Origin of the sequence: Haloferax sp. KTX1 (assembly GCF_902410085.1) — an archaeon.
Classification (GTDB): Archaea; Halobacteriota; Halobacteria; order Halobacteriales; family Haloferacaceae; genus Haloferax; species Haloferax massiliensis.
In genome coordinates this window covers 118,598-134,979 of the sequence record NZ_CABPRH010000009.1, presented here as the reverse complement: position 1 = coordinate 134,979, position 16,382 = coordinate 118,598, and the positions used below count along the sequence as shown (strand labels likewise).

The window sequence follows — 16,382 nt, the reverse complement described above, 5'->3', positions numbered from 1 at the left end:
CGGCCGAGTTAGAGGTCGTTCCAGGCGGAGAGCGCGCGCTTTGGCGACGTGACGTCCGCAATCCAGTTCGCGGCGATGCCCTTCTTCAGCGTCCGCGCGAGCGGGCCCCCGAAGACGTTGACGGGGAACTCGCCGAAGACGGGGAACTTCACGCCGTGGGCGACGGCGTCGTGGCCGATGGAGATGACCGTCCCCTTGTCGGTGAACGTCCAGCGCTTGAGCGGCTTGCCGGCGATGGCGCGGGCGATGTTCTCGCCGGCGACGTCGGCGGCGTCCCAGGCGGCCTGCGCCGTCGGCGGCGCGACGCTGTCGGGGCCCTGCTCGACGAGGGCGCAGTCGCCCACCGCGAAGACGCGGTCGTCGCTGGCCTGGAAGTCCTCCTCGGCGAAGAAGCGGTGGGAGCGCTCGTCCTGTTCGAGTTCGACGTCGGACGCCTCGGGCTGGCCGGTGATGCCGCCGGTCCAGACGAGGACGTCGTAGTCGAGTTCCTCGGGCGCTTCGTCCTCGCCGCCGCCGATGAAGACGGTCTCCTCGTCGACCTTCGAGATGAAGTCGCCGGTGAGGATGTCGATGTCGAGGTCCTCGACGCGGCGGCGGAGCGCGCCCTGCAGTTCGGGGTCGTTGCCGGGGAAGATTTCGTCCATCCCCTCGACGAGCTTGATGTCGATGGGCGCGCGGTTCGTGTCGCGGTACTCGGCGACCTCGGCGGCCGTCTGGATACCGGAGAGACCCGCACCGCCGATGACGACCTGCGCTGGGTCGTCGCGGGAGGCGTCGGCGGCCGCCTCCTTGATGTCCTGGTGAATCTCGCGGGCGTCGTCGAGGCCCTTGAGCTGGTGGGCGAACTCTTCGAGGCCCTCGATGCCGAAGAAGGCGGTCGAAGAGCCGATGGCGACGAGCAGATAGTCGTAGTCGACGGTGTCGCCGCCTTCGAGTTCGACGACGCGCTCGTCGACGTCCACGTCGGTCGCGCGACCCTTGACGAAGTCGGTCGAGTCGGACTTGATGTCGCCGACGGGGATGGTGATGCTGGACTCGACGCTCGGGTCACGGATGCAGCGGTGGACCTCGTGGAGGACGAGGTGGTAGTCGTGTTCGGCGACCCACGTGAGTTGCGCGTCGTGACCGAGCTCTTCTTCGAGGGTTGTGACCGCGCCGGCCCCGGCGTACCCCGAGCCGAGAACGACGACCTGCGTGCTCATGTCGTTGTCTGTGTAGTCATCCGATAAAGGGGCTTTGAAACCGTCTCCACAGCCGGGGTAATTTTGGCCGCTACGCCCCCAGCGCGTCGAAATCCGGATTCGACGGTTGTCGGATTAGTCGAGGCTGAGGCCCGCGTGCCAGCGGTCGACGCCCGCCTCTCGCTTGACCGCGTCCATCTGGGCGAGGAGGTGGACCGCGAGGCTGGCGGTTTCCGCCGCGCGCGACTCGCCTTCGGTGCGGAACTCGCCGGTGATGCGGTTCGCGTAGACCGAGCAGACCGCCCCGGCGCGGAGGCCGTAGACGTTGGCGATGGTCAGGAGCGCCGCGGCCTCCATCTCGATGTTCTTCACGTTCGCCTCGCGGAGTTCCTCGACCAGCGAGTCGGAGCCGGCGGCGCGGAAGCCCTCGAAGCCGGGGCGGCCCTGCCCCGCGTAGAAGGAGTCGGCGCTCATCGTGAGGCCGACGTGGTAGTCGTAGCCGAGGCGTTCGGCGGCCGCGACGAGCGCCGAGACGACCTCGTGGTCGGAAACGGCGGGGTAGTCCTCGCGGACGTACTCCTTGGAGGTTCCCTCCTGTCGGACCGCACCCGAGGTGATGACGAGGTCGCCCACGTCCATCTCGGGCTGAATCGCGCCGCAGGAGCCGACGCGGATGAAGGTGTCAGCGCCGACGCGGGCGAGTTCCTCCACGGCGATGGCCGCCGAAGGACTCCCGATACCCGTCGAGGTGACCGAAATCGGCGTCCCGTCGTAGCTCCCGGTCGCCGTCCGGTACTCGCGGTGGGAGGCCTTCTCCTCGTGGTCGTCCCACAGCGCCGTCACCTTGTCCACGCGCTCCGGGTTCCCGGGGAGCAACACCGCGTCGGCGAGGTCCGCGGGACCGACTTCGAGGTGATACTGGACCTCGTCGTTCGGGTCCTCACTGTCGTTCATGAGTGTACTCGCGCGGCGGCGGTGGAAATTCTTGCGTTCTCCGAGGGGGCCTGTGGTCGTCGCGGTCGCAGTCGCGGTCGTCGCGTTTACCGGGGCGAGCGCGAGCGCGACGATTCCGCGGTCGGACGGCGAGCGACACGTTACTCGTCGGCGTCGCGCTTCGCCGCGGCGGCTTCCAGCGTGTCCAGCGAGATGGTGTTCGGGAGGAGTTCGCCCAGCGCGTACTCGGCAACGTCGTCGCCGCCGAGGTCGCAGACGACCGGGAGGTCCTCGTCGCAGAACTCCGCGAGCGTCTGGCGGCACATCCCACAGGGGGTGACGCCGTCGCGCGCCCCCGAGGTGACGACGAGGCGGTCGAACTCGGTGTGGCCGTTCTTCACGGCCTCCGCGACGGCGACCTCCTCGGCGTGGAGGCTGTTCGAGTAGTTCGCGTTCTCGATGTTACAGCCCACGTAGACCTCGCCGTCGGCGGTCCTGAGCGCCGCTCCGACGGTGTACTCCGAGTAGGGGACGTAGGCGTTGTCGAGCGCTTCGCGGGCGCGTTCGACGAGTGCTTCGGGCATTGGGCGCTCATTCGCGTGGGGTGGCTTAGTTCGTTCGGCTCTCCGAGACTGTCGGTCCGGCGGTCGACGGACGGGGTCGGCTCCGTGGCCACCTCCCATCGAATCGTCCCGCAAGCGACTATACGGCGCGGCCCTAACGCCGCGTCGTGAACGACACATCCGGCGGACGACGAATCCTGCTCCTCGTCGGCGCGAGCGTCGTAGTCATCTCGGGCGTCCTCGGCGTCTTCATCGGCGAGAACGGCGGCCAAGTCGCCGCCGAGATATCGCTGTTCGGCGTCCTCCCGCTGCCGACCAGTCCGCTCGCGTTCAGCCTCTACGGAATGGTGCTCTCGGCCGTCCTCCTCGCGGCGCTGTTCGCGCTCGTCGAGTACGCCTCGCGCGTGGAGAACGCCCGGTAAAACGGCGGTTCGCGCCGCGGCGAAACGCCCTATCAGTCGGGGAACCGCGACCGCAAGGCGGACCGCTTTTGCTCGTCCGGCCCCGACGGACCCGCATGGACGCGCCCTCGTCGACCTCGACCTCGGACGCCTCGGCCGGCGACGCCGCCCCCGGCCAACTCCCGGAGGACACGGGCGGAAAGAACCGAAAGCGCGCCGCGCTGGCGACCGCACCGTTCCTCGCGCTCGGGCTGGCCGACGTGGTACTCATCCTCCTACAGGGGCTCGAACCGCTCTGGGGCTTCGCCATCCTCCCGCCGATTCTGTTCTGTAGCGTGCTGACCTGGATCGTCTTCAGCACCGACTTCCTCGACGACCGGACCTGAGTCGGACCCGGCTCAGCGGGGGGTCAGCGCCGCAGGTTCGTGGAGTACTTCGTCGGCGTCTCCTCGTCGTAGCCGAAGTCCTCGGCGGTCAGTTCCGGTTCGGCGTCCCCGGCGCTCGCGGGTGCGGCGGCTTTGAACCGCTCGCGGAGTCGCTCGGGCATCGAGAACGCCTCGCGGTCGAGTCGGAGCGCGATGGCGTCGCCGTCGGCCTCTCTGACTCCGTCGAGTCGCTGTCGCGGCCCCGCCGGGAGGTCCTCGGCGTCGACCGCCTCGAAGCCGAACTGCGCGCAGTAGCCGTGGTCGGCGGTGAAGCCGTAGACGGTGTCGAACCCCTCGGCCGCGGCGCGGTCGACCAGTCGCTCGACGACGTGCGCCCCGACGCCCTGTCCGCGCCACCGCTCCGAGACGCCGACGCAGGTGACCTCGCAGAACGGCTCGTCGGCCTTGTGGACCCGGATGCGCCCGAAGCCAGCCTTCTCGCCGGACTCCTCGTCGAGCGCAATCACGTAATCGCGGGAGCGGAAGGAGCCGTCGTCGAGTCCGAGTTCCTCCAGCGAGTCGAGCAACCAGACCTCGTCTCGGTTCTTCGCGTCTCGGACGTACATGCCTATCAGTAGCACACCGCGCGACAAAAACGCCTCGGGCCGGGTCGCCGATTCCCGCCGCGTCCGGCGAACTCAACGAAAGAACGGTAAAGATTCATGGTCGCGGTCGCGGTACCTCGATTCATGGACGTGCCCGACACCGACACCGTGGTACACGAACCGGACCCGGCGTTCGTCGAGGACGCCAACGTCACCCGCTTCATGCGGGAACACGACATCGAGGACTACGACGAACTCATCGAGCGGACGACGACCGAGATTCCGGGCGTCGGTGCCTCGGGCGTCGAGTGGTTCTGGGACGAACTCGTCGACTACCTCGACATCGACTTCTACGAGGCGTACGACGCGATCCGCGACGATTCGGAGGGGCCGCAGTTCTCCCGCTGGTACCCCGGCGGCGAACTCAACGTCGCCCACAACACCCTCGACCGCCACGCCGCGGTCGGCTCCGGGAACCGGAACCGCGTCGCCTGCATCTGGGAGGGCGAAGACGGCGAGGTCGTCCAGCGGACCTACCACGACCTCTACCGCGAGGCCAACCGCGTCGCCAACGTCCTCGAATCGTACGGCGTCGAGACCGGCGACACCGTCGGCCTCTACATGCCGATGGTCCCCGAGGTCATCTCCATCCTCTACGGCTGTTTCAAGGTCGGGGCCATCGCGGTTCCCATCTTCTCCGGGTTCGGCGTCGACGCCACGGCGACCCGCCTCGAAGACCCCGAGTGCTCGGTGCTTTTCACCGCCGACGGCTTCTACCGCCGCGGCTCCGAGGTCCGACTGAAGCCGACCGCAGACGAGGCGATGGACGAAGCGGGCTGCGTCGAGAACGTCGTCGTCTACCGGCGGTTCGGGGACGAGGGCGACGGCGACGACGGCGGAACCGACGCCGCCGACGTGCCGTGGACCGAGGGCCGCGACGAGTGGTGGGACGACACCGTCGGCGAGGCCGACCCCGAGTACGAGACGAAACCGCTCCCGTCGGACGCCGAGTCGATGTTGCTGTACTCCTCGGGGACGACCGGCAAGCCGAAGGGCATCGTCCACACCCACGCGGGCGTCCAGCTGCAGACCGCCAAGGAGATTCACTTCGGCTTCGACCAGAAGCCCGAAGACCGCTTCTTCTGGGTCTCCGACATCGGCTGGATGATGGGCCCGTGGACGCTCATCGGGAACCACACGTTCGCCGGCACCATCTTCATGTACGAGGGCGCGCCCGACTACCCGGAACCGGACCGCTTCTGGGACATGATAGAGCGCCACCGCATCACCACCTTCGGCATCTCGCCGACGGCCGTCCGCGCCCTGCGAAAGTACGGCGACGAGGAGGTCGAGAAACACGACCTGTCGAGCCTGCGGCTCCTCGGGTCGACCGGCGAGCCGTGGGACCCCGAGTCGTGGATGTGGTTCTACGAGCACGTCGGCGGCGGCGAGGCACCCATCATCAACATCTCCGGCGGCACCGAAATCTGCGGCTGTTTCCTCATGCCGATGCCGACCCAGCCGCTCAAGCCCTGCTCGCTCGGCGGCCCCGGCCTCGGAATGGACATCGACATCGTGGACTCGACGGGCGAGTCCATCGCCGACACCCACGAACGCGGGTTCCTCGTCGCCCGCGACTCCTGCCCGTCGATGACCAAGAGCCTCTGGGAGGGCGACGAGCGCTATCTCGACACCTACTGGTCGTCGTGGGACGACCTCTGGGACCACGGCGACTGGGCGCAGAAAGACGAAGACGGCTTCTGGTTCCTGCACGGCCGCGCCGACGACGCCCTCAACGTGGCCGGCCGCAAGGTCGGCCCCGCCGAGGTCGAAGGCGCGCTCATCGAACACGACGCGGTGAACCAAGCCGCCGCGGTCGGCGTCTCCGACGACACCACCGGGACCGCCGTCGTCGCCTACGTCGTCCTCGAAGACGGCGTTGCGGAAAGCGACGACCTCCGCGAGGAGCTTCGCGGCGTCGTCGGCGAGGAGTTGGGCAAGCCGTTCCGCCCGCGCGAGATACTGTTCGTCGACGAGTTCCCGAAGACGCAGTCGGGGAAGATTATCCGCCGCGCCATCGCCTCGATTTACGCGGGCGAGGACCTCGGCGACATGAGCAGTATCGAGAATCCCGAATCGCTGGAGAAGATAGAACAGGCGTCGTGAGGACGCGACGGCCGTCGCAAGGACTCACAACGCGTCGTCGGGCGCGACCGCGACCGACTCGGGACCCCCGTCGCCGACCGAGAGCGCCGCCTCGACCGCCTCGTCGCCCGCGGGAATTTGAATCGTCCCGCCTGCGAGTAACGGAGCCAGCACGCCGGCGACGACCGTTCCCGGGTGAGACAGCGACGACCGGACCGCGACCGCGTCGTCCGCTTCGAGGTCGAAGTCGGCGACGACCTTGCGGGCCGCGTCGAGCAGGTCGCCGTGGGCGAACTCGCGGTCGTCGGCGACGAGCGCCGGGTCGTCGGGCGCGACGACTTCCGGGTGGACCGCGGGGTTCTCGCTCCAGACCTCCTGTTCCCAGTGGGTCGTCGCGGGCGAACTCGGCGGGCCGCCGAAGACGGCGAGTTTCTGCCCCGGCGGCAGGTCGTCGAACTCGGACTCGCGGGCGACGGCGACCACGGTCGCCCGCGCCTCGACCGCGGGGTCGAACGCCGTCACCGCGCCGAGTTGGGCCGCCCCGAGGAACGTCAACAGCGGTTCGGGAAGCGACACCGGGTCGACCGCGACCCGAGCGCCCTTGCGAACGCCGAGGTAGCGAAGCACGTTCCCGGCCTTGTACGAGGTCGTGATGAGGTCGTGGTACGTGTAGGTCCGGCCGGGACCGTCGACTCGGAGGGCGAGTCGGTCGCTCCGCCGGTCGCGGGCCATGAGGTCGCCGATGACGTCCATAGCCGGCCGTAGGGCGGCGGCGCGAAAAAAGGCCCCGAGGCGCTCTCGCGGTTCGAGAACGCGGCGGGAAAACGGCGTCGTCCGGGCCCCGATTCGACTCAGGGCGCGCCCGCGATGACGAACGTGCTCTCCTCGGAACCGTTGCGGAGTTCGCGGGTGTCCTCGGGCGAGACGCGCACGGCGTCACCGGGTTCGAGGTCGAGTTCCTTGTCGTCGACGACGAGCGTGGCCCCGCCGGAGACGAGGTAGTACACCTCCTCGTGGCCCTGTTCGGCGTGGTCGTGGGGCTTGCCGGACCAGTCGGGGTCGGTCTCTAACACGCTGAAGCCGAGTTCGACGCAGTCGAGTTCGTCTCGCAGGAAGTGGAGGCCGCCGCCGACCGCGTCTACGTCCTCGTAGTTCGCTTTCGTGTAGGACATCGCTTGAGCTGACGGCCGCCGGACAAGAGAGCGTGGTGGTGCCGGAAATCCGTTACAGCGAGTTCTTCAGTTTCTGGAAGAGGCCCTCTTTGACCTCCTCGCCGCCGGCCTCGGCGAACTCCTTGAGCGCCTCGCGCTGTTCCTTGTTGAGGTCTTCGGGCGTGACGACGTGAACCTCGACGTGCAGGTCGCCGTGGCCCCGGCCGTCGAGGTGGGGCATCCCCGCGCCGGAGACGGTGAACGTCGACCCACTTTGGGTGCCCGCGGGCACCTTCAGTTCCTCCTCGCCGTCGAGCGTCGGCACCTCGACGGTCGCGCCGAAGACGGCCTGCGGGAAGGAGATGGGATGGGTGTAGCGGAGGTCGTCGCCCTCGCGCTCGAACTCCTCGTGGTCGCGGACGGTGACCTCGACGAACAGGTCGCCGTTGGGACCGCCGTTCTCGCCGGGTTCGCCCTCGCCGCGGTAGCGGAGGCGCTGGCCGTCGCGGAAGCCGGCGGGGATGGTGATGGTCACGTCGCGGGTGCGGCGGACGCGGCCGCTCCCGCGGCACTCAGAACAGTCCTCGCTGTACGTCTCGCCCTCGCCGCCGCAGGCGCGACAGGTCGTCGTCTGCTGGACGCGGCCGAAGGGAGTCTGCTGGACCGTCGTCTGCTGGCCCGAGCCGTTACACTCCGAACAGGTGTTCACCTCCGCGTCGTCGGGGTGGCCCTCGCCGTCGCACTCGGGACAGACCTCGCGGCGGCGAATCGTCACGTCGCGCTCGACGCCGTGGTAGGCGTCTTCGAGGTCGATAGAGATGCGCTGGGCCACGTCGCGGCCCTGCTGGGGACGGTTGCGCTGTTGGCCGCCCGCACCGCCGTTGAAGAGGTTGTTGAAGATGTCCTCGAAGCCGCCGCCACCGCCGCCCATGCCGCCGAACGGGTTGCCGCCGCCGCCGAAGGGGTTGCCCTGTCCGCGGCCGCCGCCACCGCCGCCGCGTTTCTGGGACTGCTGGAAGCGCTCGTGGCCGACTTGGTCGTACATCTGCCGCTTCTCGTCGTCCGTGAGCACCTCCTTGGCCTTCTGGACTTTCTTGAACTTCTCCTCGGCGTCGTCCTCGTCGGAAACGTCGGGGTGGTACTTCGCGGCCTTCTTGCGGTACGCGTTCTTGATTTCGTCTTTCGAGGCGTCCCGCGAGACCCCGAGTACGTCGTAGAAGTCCTCGCTCATCGGTTGCTCTCTTGTAGCCGGTGAAGGTATTTGAAAAGTCCGTCTCTCGTATCGCGGCGAGCGCGAGCGGGGTCAAACCGGGGGTTTCGCCCGGATTCGACCGCCGGCGTCGAGTCCCTCGGCGAGCGCGAGCGTCAGCCGGTGGTTAGTTGTCCTCGTCGCCCTCGGCGTCCTCGTCGAAGTCCGCGTCGGCGTCGACGAAGTCCTCGGGGTCAGCACCGCCGGGGCCGCCGGCCGCGCCCGCACCAGCGCCGCCGGGGCCGCCGGCCTGCGCCTGCTGTTCGTACATGCGCTTGCCGATCTCCTGCAGCTCCTTCGAGAGCTCTTCGGTCACGTCTTCGAGTTCGTCCGTGGAGGCGTCGTCGTCTTCGAGGACCGCTTCGACGTCCTCGATGGCCGCCTCGATGTCGGCGCGGAGTTCGTCGTCGACGTTCTCCTCGTTCTCTTCGAGGAGGGTTTCGGCGCGCTGGACCGCGCCCTCGGCCTCGTTTCTGGCCTCGACGGCGCGGCGGCGCTCTTTGTCCTCTTCGGCGTGCTGTTCGGCCTCCTGCTGCATGCGGTCGATTTCGTCGTCGGAGAGGCCCGCGCCGCCCTCGATGGTGATGGACTCGGCGTTGCCGGAGCCCTTGTCCTCGGCGGAGACGTTGACGATGCCGTTCTCGTCGATGTTGAAGCCGACTTCGATCTGCGGGGTGCCCGCGGGGGCCGGCGGGATGCCGGAGAGCGTGAACTCGCCGAGGAGTTCGTTGTCCTCGGCCATCTCGCGTTCGCCCTGGAAGACGCGGACCTGCACCGTCGTCTGGTTGTCGGCCGCGGTGGTGAAAATCTTCGACTCCTCGGTCGGAATCGTCGTGTTCTTCTCGATGAGGCGCTCGAAGAGGCCGCCTTTGACCTCGATACCGAGCGACAGCGGCGTCACGTCGAGGAGGACGATGTCGTCGACCTCGCCGCCGAGGACGCCACCCTGGATGGCCGCGCCGAGCGCGACGGCCTCGTCGGGGTTGACGGACTTCTTCGGCTCGGAGCCGAGCAGTTCCTCGACCTTGTCGAGGACCTGCGGCATCCGGGTGGAACCGCCGACGAGGATGACGTCGTCGATGTCGCCTTTGTCGTAGCCGGCGTCTTCGAGCGCCTGCTCGGTCGGCTCGACCGTCCGGTCGATGAGGTCTGCGGTGAGCGACTCGAACTTCGCGCGGGTCAGGTCGTATTCGAGGTGGACCGGGCCGGAGTCCGTCGCCGTGATAAAGGGGAGGTTGATGGTCGTCTCCTTGCGCGAGGAGAGCTCGATTTTGGCTTCCTCGGCCGCGTCCTTGAGACGCTGGAGGGCCTGTCGGTCCTCGCGGAGGTCGATGCCGTGGTCGTTCTTGAACTCGGTGGCGAGCCAGTCGATGATGGCCTCGTCCCAGTCGTCGCCACCGAGGTCGTTGTCCCCGTTCGTGGCGACCACTTCGTAGACGCCGCCGCCGAGGTCGAGGACGGACACGTCGAACGTGCCGCCGCCGAGGTCGTAGACGAGCACGGTCTGGTTCGACTCGTCGTCGAGGCCGTAGGCCATCGACGCGGCGGTCGGCTCGTTGACGATGCGCTCGACGTCGAGACCCGCGATTTCGCCGGCGTCCTTCGTCGCCTGCCGCTGCTTGTCGTTGAAGTACGCGGGGACGGTGATGACGGCCTTCTGCAGTTCGTCGCCGAGGTAGTCCTCGGCGTCGCGCTTGATCTTCTGGAGAATCATCGCCGAAATCTGCTCCGGCGTGTACTCCTCGCCCTCGATGTCGACGGAGTAGCCGTCCTCGCCCATGTGGCGCTTGATGGACCGAATCGTGCGCTCCGGGTTCTGGATGGCCTGGTTCTTCGCCGGCTTGCCGACCAACCGCTCACCGTCGTCGGTGAACGCGACGACGGAGGGGGTGGTTCGGTCGCCTTCTGCGTTCACGATGATCTCCGGGTCGCCGCCCTCCATCACCGCGAACGCGCTGTTCGTGGTGCCGAGGTCGATACCCAGAATCTTGTTGCTCGCCATCTTGCCCGCAAATACCGTCTTTTGCCGGTTAAAGGTTACTAGATACTGCGACACACGGCGCACACAAAGGTCGACGCCGTCGTGCGATTTCTCATTCTCGCGTCGAAACAGGTCGGTCGATTTATGTAGAACCGCCGACCGCGTCGCGGCGACGACTCCGAGCGTGGTCGCCCGGCGGCGACCCCGCATCCGGTCGGCGACCGACTGCGCGACCCCGTGGAGCGTCAGTCGGTCGGCTGAGGGCGCTCGGTTCCGTCGACCGAGTCGGATTCGTCAGCGCCGTCCGATCTGAGCGACGACGCGTCGACCCCGTCGAGGGCGTCGAGCACCGTCGAGAGCGTCCGCTCTCTGCCCTCGCTGGCGAAGAACTCGTGGCCGCCGTCGTACGGAACGAGGTTCGACGCCGGCGTCCGGTCGCCGATTGCGCGAACGTCCACGACCCGGTCCGAAAGCGAAACGAACACCACGTCGTCGGGGCGGAACGGCGGCAGCGACTCCTGTGCGCCGTGAACCATGCGAAGGAACGCGGGCGAGGCGTTGGCCGGCGCGTCGGCCAGTTCGGCCGCGAGTTTCAGTTCGCCGAGGTCCTCGCGGGAGATGCCGGACGGGACGACGGGTTTGGTCGTCGGCAGTCGCCTGAGGAGGGGCAAAAGGACGGTGGCGACCCCCGACACCGCGGTTCCCCACCACGGGCTCAAGAAGACGTTCCGGACCGCGAGATCGAGGTGGGCGGCGACGAGGCCGCCGGTGCTGTGGCTGAGGACGAGGTCGATGTCGCGGTCGACCGCGTACGCCCGGACCGGATTGACGTACTGGCGCTCGAACTCCCAGCCGTTCGTCGGAAGTTCGACGGCGTGGACGTGATACCCCTCGTAGGTGAGGCGGTCGAGGAGCCACTCGACGCTCCGGTGACCCGGCTCGTTGCCCCACCCGAGGACGAAAAGCAGGTCGTCGTCGCCGGGGTCGCCGTGTTGGGTGACGCGCACGGTCGGCCGTCGCCGACGGGAACGAAGTCGCATGGCGTAGTGATTGCGAGGTGAGAACAAAAGTCCTCGCCGGTCGGGGAGAGGCGAAACCGCCTCGACGACGGCGAGCGCCCCGCGTCCGTCGCGCTATTCGCCTTTACTGACCGTGATTTGGGCGGCGCGGATGACCTTGTCTGCCATCTCGTAGCCGGGCTGGAACACGTCGGCGACGGTGTCCGCCGGTTGGTCGCTGTCGACGCGCATCATCACCTCGTGGCGGGTCGGGTCGACGTCGGTCCCCGGTTCGGGGTCGATGACGTCGACGTTCTCGTCTTCGAGGATGCGGTCGAACTCCTTGAGCGTCGATTCGAGGCCGCCGCGGATGTCGGCGTCGTCGTCCTGGTCGAGCGCGCGAACGAGGTTGTCGCGGACGGTGACGACGCGCTCGACGAAGTCCTCGGTGGCGCGCTCTTTGATTTGGGACTGCCGCTTCTTCGCGCGCTTCTTGTAGTTCTGGAAGTCCGCCTGCGTGTGCTTGAGACGGGACTGGAGTTCCTCGGCCGTCGCCTCAGCCTCGTCGCGCTCGGCTTCGAGGTCGGCGACGCGGGCTTCGAGCGCCGCGACCTCGGCCGCGAGGTCGTCGTCGTACTCGGCGACGCGGTCGGCGACGGTCGGGCCGTCGCCCGCCGCGTCGGATTGCTCGGCCGCCGACTCGGCGCTCGACGCCTCGCCGTCGGCGTCCGTCGCCGCGTCTTCGGCCGCCTGCGCCGCTGCGTCGGATGCCGCGTCAGTCTCGGATTCTGCGTTCGCGTCCGTGACCGACTCGGCAGGGTCGTCGCTCATGGGCGGGAGAAGTGGCCGACGCGGCTTAAACGTGTAGACTGCGGGTCGGCCGAAACGCTTCTCAGGGCGGAGCGGTCGCGCGGGCCGGGACCCCCCGCGACCGACGGCCAGCGCCGCTTACTGGTACATCCCGAGCGGCCGCGCCTGCGTGCTCTCCTCGTCGGACTGCTGCATCCGCCGGGCCAACTGCTCTTTGGCCTGCCGTATCTCGGTGGCGCTGTTCACGAGGTCGTCCACCGGGACCTCGATGCCGACGAGCGGTTCGAGGCCGCGTTTGATGACGACGCGGGCGGCCTCCGGGTCCGGGAACTGCGGGTCCGACTCGACGACCAGCGCGAGCGCCGGACGGCCGACCGAGACGGCGTTGCTCAGGAGCGCGCCCGTCGGCCCCGAGACGAGGCCGGTCTCCGTCGGACGCCCGATACCGGCGGCTTCGAGCCGCGACTTCGCGCCGTCGGTGCCGACGCCGTAGAGCGCGGGCGCGTCCTCGGACTTCTCGCGGGCGATGCCCGAGAGGAACACGGGAAGCACGTCGAGGTCTTCGAACCACGGGCCGAGACAGGTGGCGAGTTCGGTCGCCGCTTCGGGGCGGATGGGTATGTCGCTCTGGAGGACGAGCAGGTCCCGCTCCGCGTCGGCGTAGAGCCTGACCGGCGGGTGCAACGCCGGGTCGTCCTCCATGTAGACCGCCACCTTCGGGACGCCCTCGCAGAACACGTCCGCGTAGTGGGTCATGTCGAAGGCCTCCACGAGGTGGTCGGCCGCGATTTTGCCGACCAGCCCCACGCCCGGCAGCCCTTCGACCAGCGTCGGCGACTCCAGTTCGTCGGTGAGTTCTTCCGCGAGGACGCGAATGCGTGCCATACGTGAACATGGTCGCCCGGGCGAGGTAAATCCGACGGGCGAGTGCCGACGCGTCCCCGGCGACTCCGAAACCGACAAGCGCGCCCCCGCGGAATCGAGTGTCATGAACCCGCTCCAGCGGTACGCGCCGCTCGTGGACGACGAGGAGGCCTTTTTCGCGGCCTGCGAGCGGCCGCTTCCCTCCGTCGTCCGCGTCAACACCATCAAGACGACGGTGGCGCGCGCCCGCGAGGCGCTCGACGACGAAGGCGTCGCCTACGAATCGACCGACTGGCACCCCGGCATTCTCAAGCTCGAAGACAGCAGTCCGGGGACGAACTGGCCGTACTTCCACGGCTGGCTCCACGGCCAAGAGGAGGTGTCGGCGCTCCCGGCTATCGCCCTCGACCCGCAACCGGGCGAACGGGTGTGGGACACCTGCGCCGCGCCGGGGTCGAAGACGACCCAAATCGCCGCCATGATGGACGACGAGGGCGTCCTCGTCGGCAACGACAACAACCTCGGTCGGCTGTCGGCGCTCCGCCACAACGCCGAGCGCCTCGGCGTGACGAACCTCGTCGTGTCGAATCAGGACGCCCGCAACTTCTCGATGAAGCCCTACGGGGAGCGGACCCCGGAGAAGTCCGGGTCGTTCGAGCAGTTCGACCGCGTCCTCGTGGACGCGCCGTGTTCCTGCGAGGGCACCTGCCGGAAGAACCCCGACGTGCTCGACGAGTGGACGATGAACCACGTCAAGAGCGTCGCCGGCATCCAGAAGGGCATCCTCCGGCGCGCCGTGCAGGTGACGAAAGCCGGCGGCACCGTCGTCTACTCCACGTGTACCTTCGCGCCCGAGGAGAACGAGGCCATCCTCGACTTCGTCCTCGAACGGGAGGACTGCGAGGTCGTCGAGTGGGACGTCCCCGACGGCTTCGAGACCGCACCCGGCATCACCGAGTGGGAGGGCGACGAGTACGACCCGTCGGTGACCAAGGCCCGTCGCGTCTACCCGCACCACAACGACACGGGCGGCTTCTTCACCGCCAAACTGGAGGTGAACGCATGAGCGACGACACCGCTCCCGACGAGAACTGGGGCCAGCAGTTCGACCGCCTGCCGCCAACGGCCGACGACCGCGTCGTCGAGGGTCGGCCCTCCCGCGAGGAGGTCGTCGACTGGTGGGACGAGCGGTTCGGCGTCGACCCCGCCGCCTTCGACGGCTACACGTTCTGGGAGAAAGGCGCGGGCAAGATTTGGGCGTTCCACGGCGAGGTCGTCGACCCCATCGAAGTCGAGGGGCTCGGGATGCGTATCCTGCGGACCCGCCAGCGCCACTGGAAGCCCTCGACCAACGCAGTCCAGCGATTCTGCGGCGACGCGACGAAGAACGTCGTCGAACTGAGCCCGGGCGAGGCGAAGGCGTTCGTCGACGGCCACGACCAACAGCTCGACCGGTGGGAGGGCGACTGGGGCTACCTCACCGCCGCCCACGAAATCGCCGGCGAACTCGAACCCCTCGGCGTCGGCCTCTACCTCCACGGGGAACTCCGGTCGACCGTCCCCAAGGGTCGGCAGGAAGACCTCGTCAAACTCGACTGAGCCGTTCGGGTTCGTCCCCCGACGCGACGTCTCTCTACTTCTCTCTGACCGTCCCGCCGGTCAGCCCCTCCCACTCGACCCGGTAGCCGAGCCGCGAGAGGACCGCGCTCGCGTCGTCGAGGCCGCGGTCGTCGAGGACGGATTCGACCGCCGACAGCGACATCCCCGCCTCGACTTCCCCGGCGAGCGCGTCGAGGACGGCGGGCCGAACAAGGGTCCGCCCGACGAGTTCGTGTTCCGGGAAGGCCACGTCGTCGAGGGCGTCGACCGAGACGCCGCGGGCGGCCGCGAGGTCGGACAGGGTCACCACGTCGGCGTCCGGCGCGAGTTCACCGGGAAGCGACGAGGCCGCGTCGGCGACGAGGTCGGATTCGTAGTCGCGCAGCACGTCGACCACGTCCTTCACGCGCACGGAGCCGGCGTACGGGACGGCGCGGTGGTCGCGGGCGGCGATTTCCTCGCCGACGCCGAGCGAGTCGTCCACGGCGACGACGAGTTCCACGTCCTCCACGTCGGCGAGTTGGCCCAGTTTCTTCTCGACGTACTCGGGCGTCCAAAAGCCCATAATCTCGAAGAAGACGCGGAAGTCGGCGTGGGCGTAGTCGAACGCGAAGTCGGGAATCATCACGCTCGTCCCCGTTTCGAGCGGTTCCGGCTCCCGGACGAGCGACCAGTCGAGGTCGAGGCCGCGGAAGCGGGCGGCGAAGTCGGCCTCCACGCCGCTGTCGAAGCCGGGTTCCGCCATCGGCTCGACGCCGGGGACCGACACGTCGTCGCTCGTGAGCGTCAGCTCGCGGTCGGTCCCGCGGTCGTCGATGGTCGCCGCGAGTCGCCAGTCGCCGGCGGTGGCGACCGACCGGAGCAGGCGGGCGAAGGCGGTTCCGTACCGCCGGGTTCGCTGAAAGAGCGCGTCTGGGCCGGTGACGACGACCTCGCGGCCGGCATCGGTCTTCCGGACCTCGTACATCAGGCGGAGGCGCTTGACCGCCGAGACGACGGCCTTCGGGTCGGAGCTTCGGACCCGGATCTCGGTCGCGTCGAACAGGGCTGTCTGGGCGAGCGAAAGGTTGTACTGCGCGAGCAGTTCGTCGGGCGTCCACCGCGGGTCGAACTCGGAAAGCACCTTTTCGACCTCGCGGTCGGCCGTGAGCGACGCGTCGACCGCCTCGGGCGACGACCCGAGCGAGGACGCCGCGCGGTCGAGCGCCGCGGCTCGCTCGTCGGGCGTCGTCACGCCGCCGACCGCCATCGCGGCCTCGAACGCGGCGCGGCGGGCGCGGACGGGTGGCAGGGGAGCCGCCGTCTCGAACACCGCCTCGCGGTCGAGGAGCGACGCGAAGCCGCGGGCGAGTTTGAAGTCGTCGGCCTCGGCTTCGAGGTCGGCGAGGGCGTCGTCGAGGTCGGCCCGCGCGTCGCCGACGTGTCGCCGGAAGACGCCGATGGCCTTCGCGGCCAGCGGGCGGTTCCCCCGGTCGGCGAACTGCGGGTGATAGCCGCCGCCCGCCCGCGACACGCGAAGCAGGTCCTTCGTCAGCAC

General features: G+C 68.7%; 17 protein-coding genes. 5 read left to right on the top strand and 12 right to left on the bottom strand.

Annotated features, from left to right (window positions below):
• Nucleotides 1-8: 8 nt before the first annotated feature.
• The 3 genes from FY251_RS14655 to cdd all read right to left on the bottom strand — a co-directional run bounded on the left by FY251_RS14655 (nucleotide 9) and on the right by cdd (nucleotide 2,698).
• Nucleotides 9-1,202 carry an NAD(P)/FAD-dependent oxidoreductase gene (locus tag FY251_RS14655; protein WP_148415820.1) on the bottom strand — a complete coding sequence of 398 codons (1,194 nt, stop codon included), beginning with the start codon at nucleotides 1,200-1,202 and terminating at the stop codon, nucleotides 9-11.
• A gap of 114 nt (nucleotides 1,203-1,316) precedes the next feature.
• Nucleotides 1,317-2,135: a nucleoside phosphorylase gene (locus FY251_RS14650; protein ID WP_148415818.1), complete on the bottom strand. Its 819-nt coding sequence runs from the start codon at nucleotides 2,133-2,135 to the stop codon at nucleotides 1,317-1,319.
• A gap of 140 nt (nucleotides 2,136-2,275) precedes the next feature.
• Entirely contained in the window at nucleotides 2,276-2,698 is a 423-nt protein-coding gene (cdd, locus tag FY251_RS14645; protein WP_148415816.1) for a cytidine deaminase, read from the bottom strand.
• A gap of 146 nt (nucleotides 2,699-2,844) precedes the next feature.
• Between cdd and FY251_RS14640 the strand changes: the two genes are divergently transcribed.
• Nucleotides 2,845-3,099 (top strand): hypothetical protein, encoded by a 255-nt coding sequence (locus tag FY251_RS14640; RefSeq protein ID WP_089777749.1) that lies wholly within the window; start codon nucleotides 2,845-2,847, stop codon nucleotides 3,097-3,099.
• A 95-nt stretch (nucleotides 3,100-3,194) separates the two neighbouring features.
• Nucleotides 3,195-3,464: a hypothetical protein gene (locus FY251_RS14635; RefSeq protein WP_148415814.1), complete on the top strand. Its 270-nt coding sequence runs from the start codon at nucleotides 3,195-3,197 to the stop codon at nucleotides 3,462-3,464.
• Between the two features lie 23 nt (nucleotides 3,465-3,487).
• Here the strand turns inward: FY251_RS14635 and FY251_RS14630 are convergent, their stop codons facing one another.
• Nucleotides 3,488-4,069 carry a GNAT family N-acetyltransferase gene (locus FY251_RS14630; protein WP_148415812.1) on the bottom strand — a complete coding sequence of 194 codons (582 nt, stop codon included), beginning with the start codon at nucleotides 4,067-4,069 and terminating at the stop codon, nucleotides 3,488-3,490.
• Nucleotides 4,070-4,192: 123 nt separating this feature from the next.
• On the opposite strand from FY251_RS14630, the gene FY251_RS14625 reads away from it, so the two are divergent.
• Nucleotides 4,193-6,214 (top strand): AMP-binding protein, encoded by a 2,022-nt coding sequence (locus tag FY251_RS14625; RefSeq protein WP_148415810.1) that lies wholly within the window; start codon nucleotides 4,193-4,195, stop codon nucleotides 6,212-6,214.
• A 24-nt stretch (nucleotides 6,215-6,238) separates the two neighbouring features.
• Here FY251_RS14625 and FY251_RS14620 read toward each other — a convergent pair whose 3' ends face one another.
• From FY251_RS14620 to FY251_RS14590, 7 genes are all read right to left on the bottom strand, one after another.
• A complete protein-coding gene (locus FY251_RS14620; protein WP_148415807.1) occupies nucleotides 6,239-6,946 on the bottom strand; it encodes an AMP-binding protein in 708 nt (235 codons plus the stop codon).
• Nucleotides 6,947-7,044: 98 nt separating this feature from the next.
• Entirely contained in the window at nucleotides 7,045-7,365 is a 321-nt protein-coding gene (locus FY251_RS14615; RefSeq protein WP_148415805.1) for a cupin domain-containing protein, read from the bottom strand.
• A gap of 52 nt (nucleotides 7,366-7,417) precedes the next feature.
• Nucleotides 7,418-8,575 carry a molecular chaperone DnaJ gene (gene dnaJ, locus FY251_RS14610; protein WP_089777734.1) on the bottom strand — a complete coding sequence of 386 codons (1,158 nt, stop codon included), beginning with the start codon at nucleotides 8,573-8,575 and terminating at the stop codon, nucleotides 7,418-7,420.
• Nucleotides 8,576-8,720: 145 nt separating this feature from the next.
• On the bottom strand, nucleotides 8,721-10,595 hold the full coding sequence (gene dnaK / locus FY251_RS14605) for a molecular chaperone DnaK (RefSeq protein ID WP_148415803.1): 1,875 nt from the start codon (nucleotides 10,593-10,595) through the stop codon (nucleotides 8,721-8,723).
• Between the two features lie 224 nt (nucleotides 10,596-10,819).
• Complete coding sequence (locus FY251_RS14600; RefSeq protein ID WP_187367420.1) at nucleotides 10,820-11,581, bottom strand: alpha/beta hydrolase; 762 nt, start codon at nucleotides 11,579-11,581, stop codon at nucleotides 10,820-10,822.
• 126 nt (nucleotides 11,582-11,707) lie between these two features.
• On the bottom strand, nucleotides 11,708-12,403 hold the full coding sequence (locus FY251_RS14595) for a nucleotide exchange factor GrpE (RefSeq protein WP_148415799.1): 696 nt from the start codon (nucleotides 12,401-12,403) through the stop codon (nucleotides 11,708-11,710).
• 117 nt (nucleotides 12,404-12,520) lie between these two features.
• On the bottom strand, nucleotides 12,521-13,267 hold the full coding sequence (locus FY251_RS14590; protein ID WP_148415797.1) for a proteasome assembly chaperone family protein: 747 nt from the start codon (nucleotides 13,265-13,267) through the stop codon (nucleotides 12,521-12,523).
• 103 nt (nucleotides 13,268-13,370) lie between these two features.
• On the opposite strand from FY251_RS14590, the gene FY251_RS14585 reads away from it, so the two are divergent.
• Nucleotides 13,371-14,312, top strand: coding sequence for an RsmB/NOP family class I SAM-dependent RNA methyltransferase (locus FY251_RS14585; RefSeq protein ID WP_148415899.1), 942 nt, complete (start codon nucleotides 13,371-13,373; stop codon nucleotides 14,310-14,312).
• Nucleotides 14,309-14,845: a hypothetical protein gene (locus tag FY251_RS14580; protein ID WP_148415795.1), complete on the top strand. Its 537-nt coding sequence runs from the start codon at nucleotides 14,309-14,311 to the stop codon at nucleotides 14,843-14,845. The genes FY251_RS14585 and FY251_RS14580 overlap by 4 nt, the downstream gene beginning before the upstream one ends.
• Nucleotides 14,846-14,879: 34 nt before the next feature.
• Here the strand turns inward: FY251_RS14580 and FY251_RS14575 are convergent, their stop codons facing one another.
• Nucleotides 14,880-16,382, bottom strand: coding sequence for a DUF790 family protein (locus FY251_RS14575; RefSeq protein WP_148415898.1), 1,503 nt, complete (start codon nucleotides 16,380-16,382; stop codon nucleotides 14,880-14,882).

Coding starts and splice junctions, on each gene's coding strand:
- cdd (WP_148415816.1), bottom strand. CDS start 2,698: ATGCCCGAAGCACTCGTCGAACGCGCCCGCGAAGCGCTCGACAACGCC.
- FY251_RS14615 (WP_148415805.1), bottom strand. CDS start 7,365: ATGTCCTACACGAAAGCGAACTACGAGGACGTAGACGCGGTCGGCGGC.
- FY251_RS14635 (WP_148415814.1), top strand. CDS start 3,195: ATGGACGCGCCCTCGTCGACCTCGACCTCGGACGCCTCGGCCGGCGAC.
- dnaK (WP_148415803.1), bottom strand. CDS start 10,595: ATGGCGAGCAACAAGATTCTGGGTATCGACCTCGGCACCACGAACAGC.
- FY251_RS14625 (WP_148415810.1), top strand. CDS start 4,193: ATGGACGTGCCCGACACCGACACCGTGGTACACGAACCGGACCCGGCG.
- FY251_RS14590 (WP_148415797.1), bottom strand. CDS start 13,267: ATGGCACGCATTCGCGTCCTCGCGGAAGAACTCACCGACGAACTGGAG.
- FY251_RS14580 (WP_148415795.1), top strand. CDS start 14,309: ATGAGCGACGACACCGCTCCCGACGAGAACTGGGGCCAGCAGTTCGAC.
- FY251_RS14650 (WP_148415818.1), bottom strand. CDS start 2,135: ATGAACGACAGTGAGGACCCGAACGACGAGGTCCAGTATCACCTCGAA.
- FY251_RS14585 (WP_148415899.1), top strand. CDS start 13,371: ATGAACCCGCTCCAGCGGTACGCGCCGCTCGTGGACGACGAGGAGGCC.
- dnaJ (WP_089777734.1), bottom strand. CDS start 8,575: ATGAGCGAGGACTTCTACGACGTACTCGGGGTCTCGCGGGACGCCTCG.
- FY251_RS14655 (WP_148415820.1), bottom strand. CDS start 1,202: ATGAGCACGCAGGTCGTCGTTCTCGGCTCGGGGTACGCCGGGGCCGGC.
- FY251_RS14630 (WP_148415812.1), bottom strand. CDS start 4,069: ATGTACGTCCGAGACGCGAAGAACCGAGACGAGGTCTGGTTGCTCGAC.
- FY251_RS14620 (WP_148415807.1), bottom strand. CDS start 6,946: ATGGACGTCATCGGCGACCTCATGGCCCGCGACCGGCGGAGCGACCGA.
- FY251_RS14595 (WP_148415799.1), bottom strand. CDS start 12,403: ATGAGCGACGACCCTGCCGAGTCGGTCACGGACGCGAACGCAGAATCC.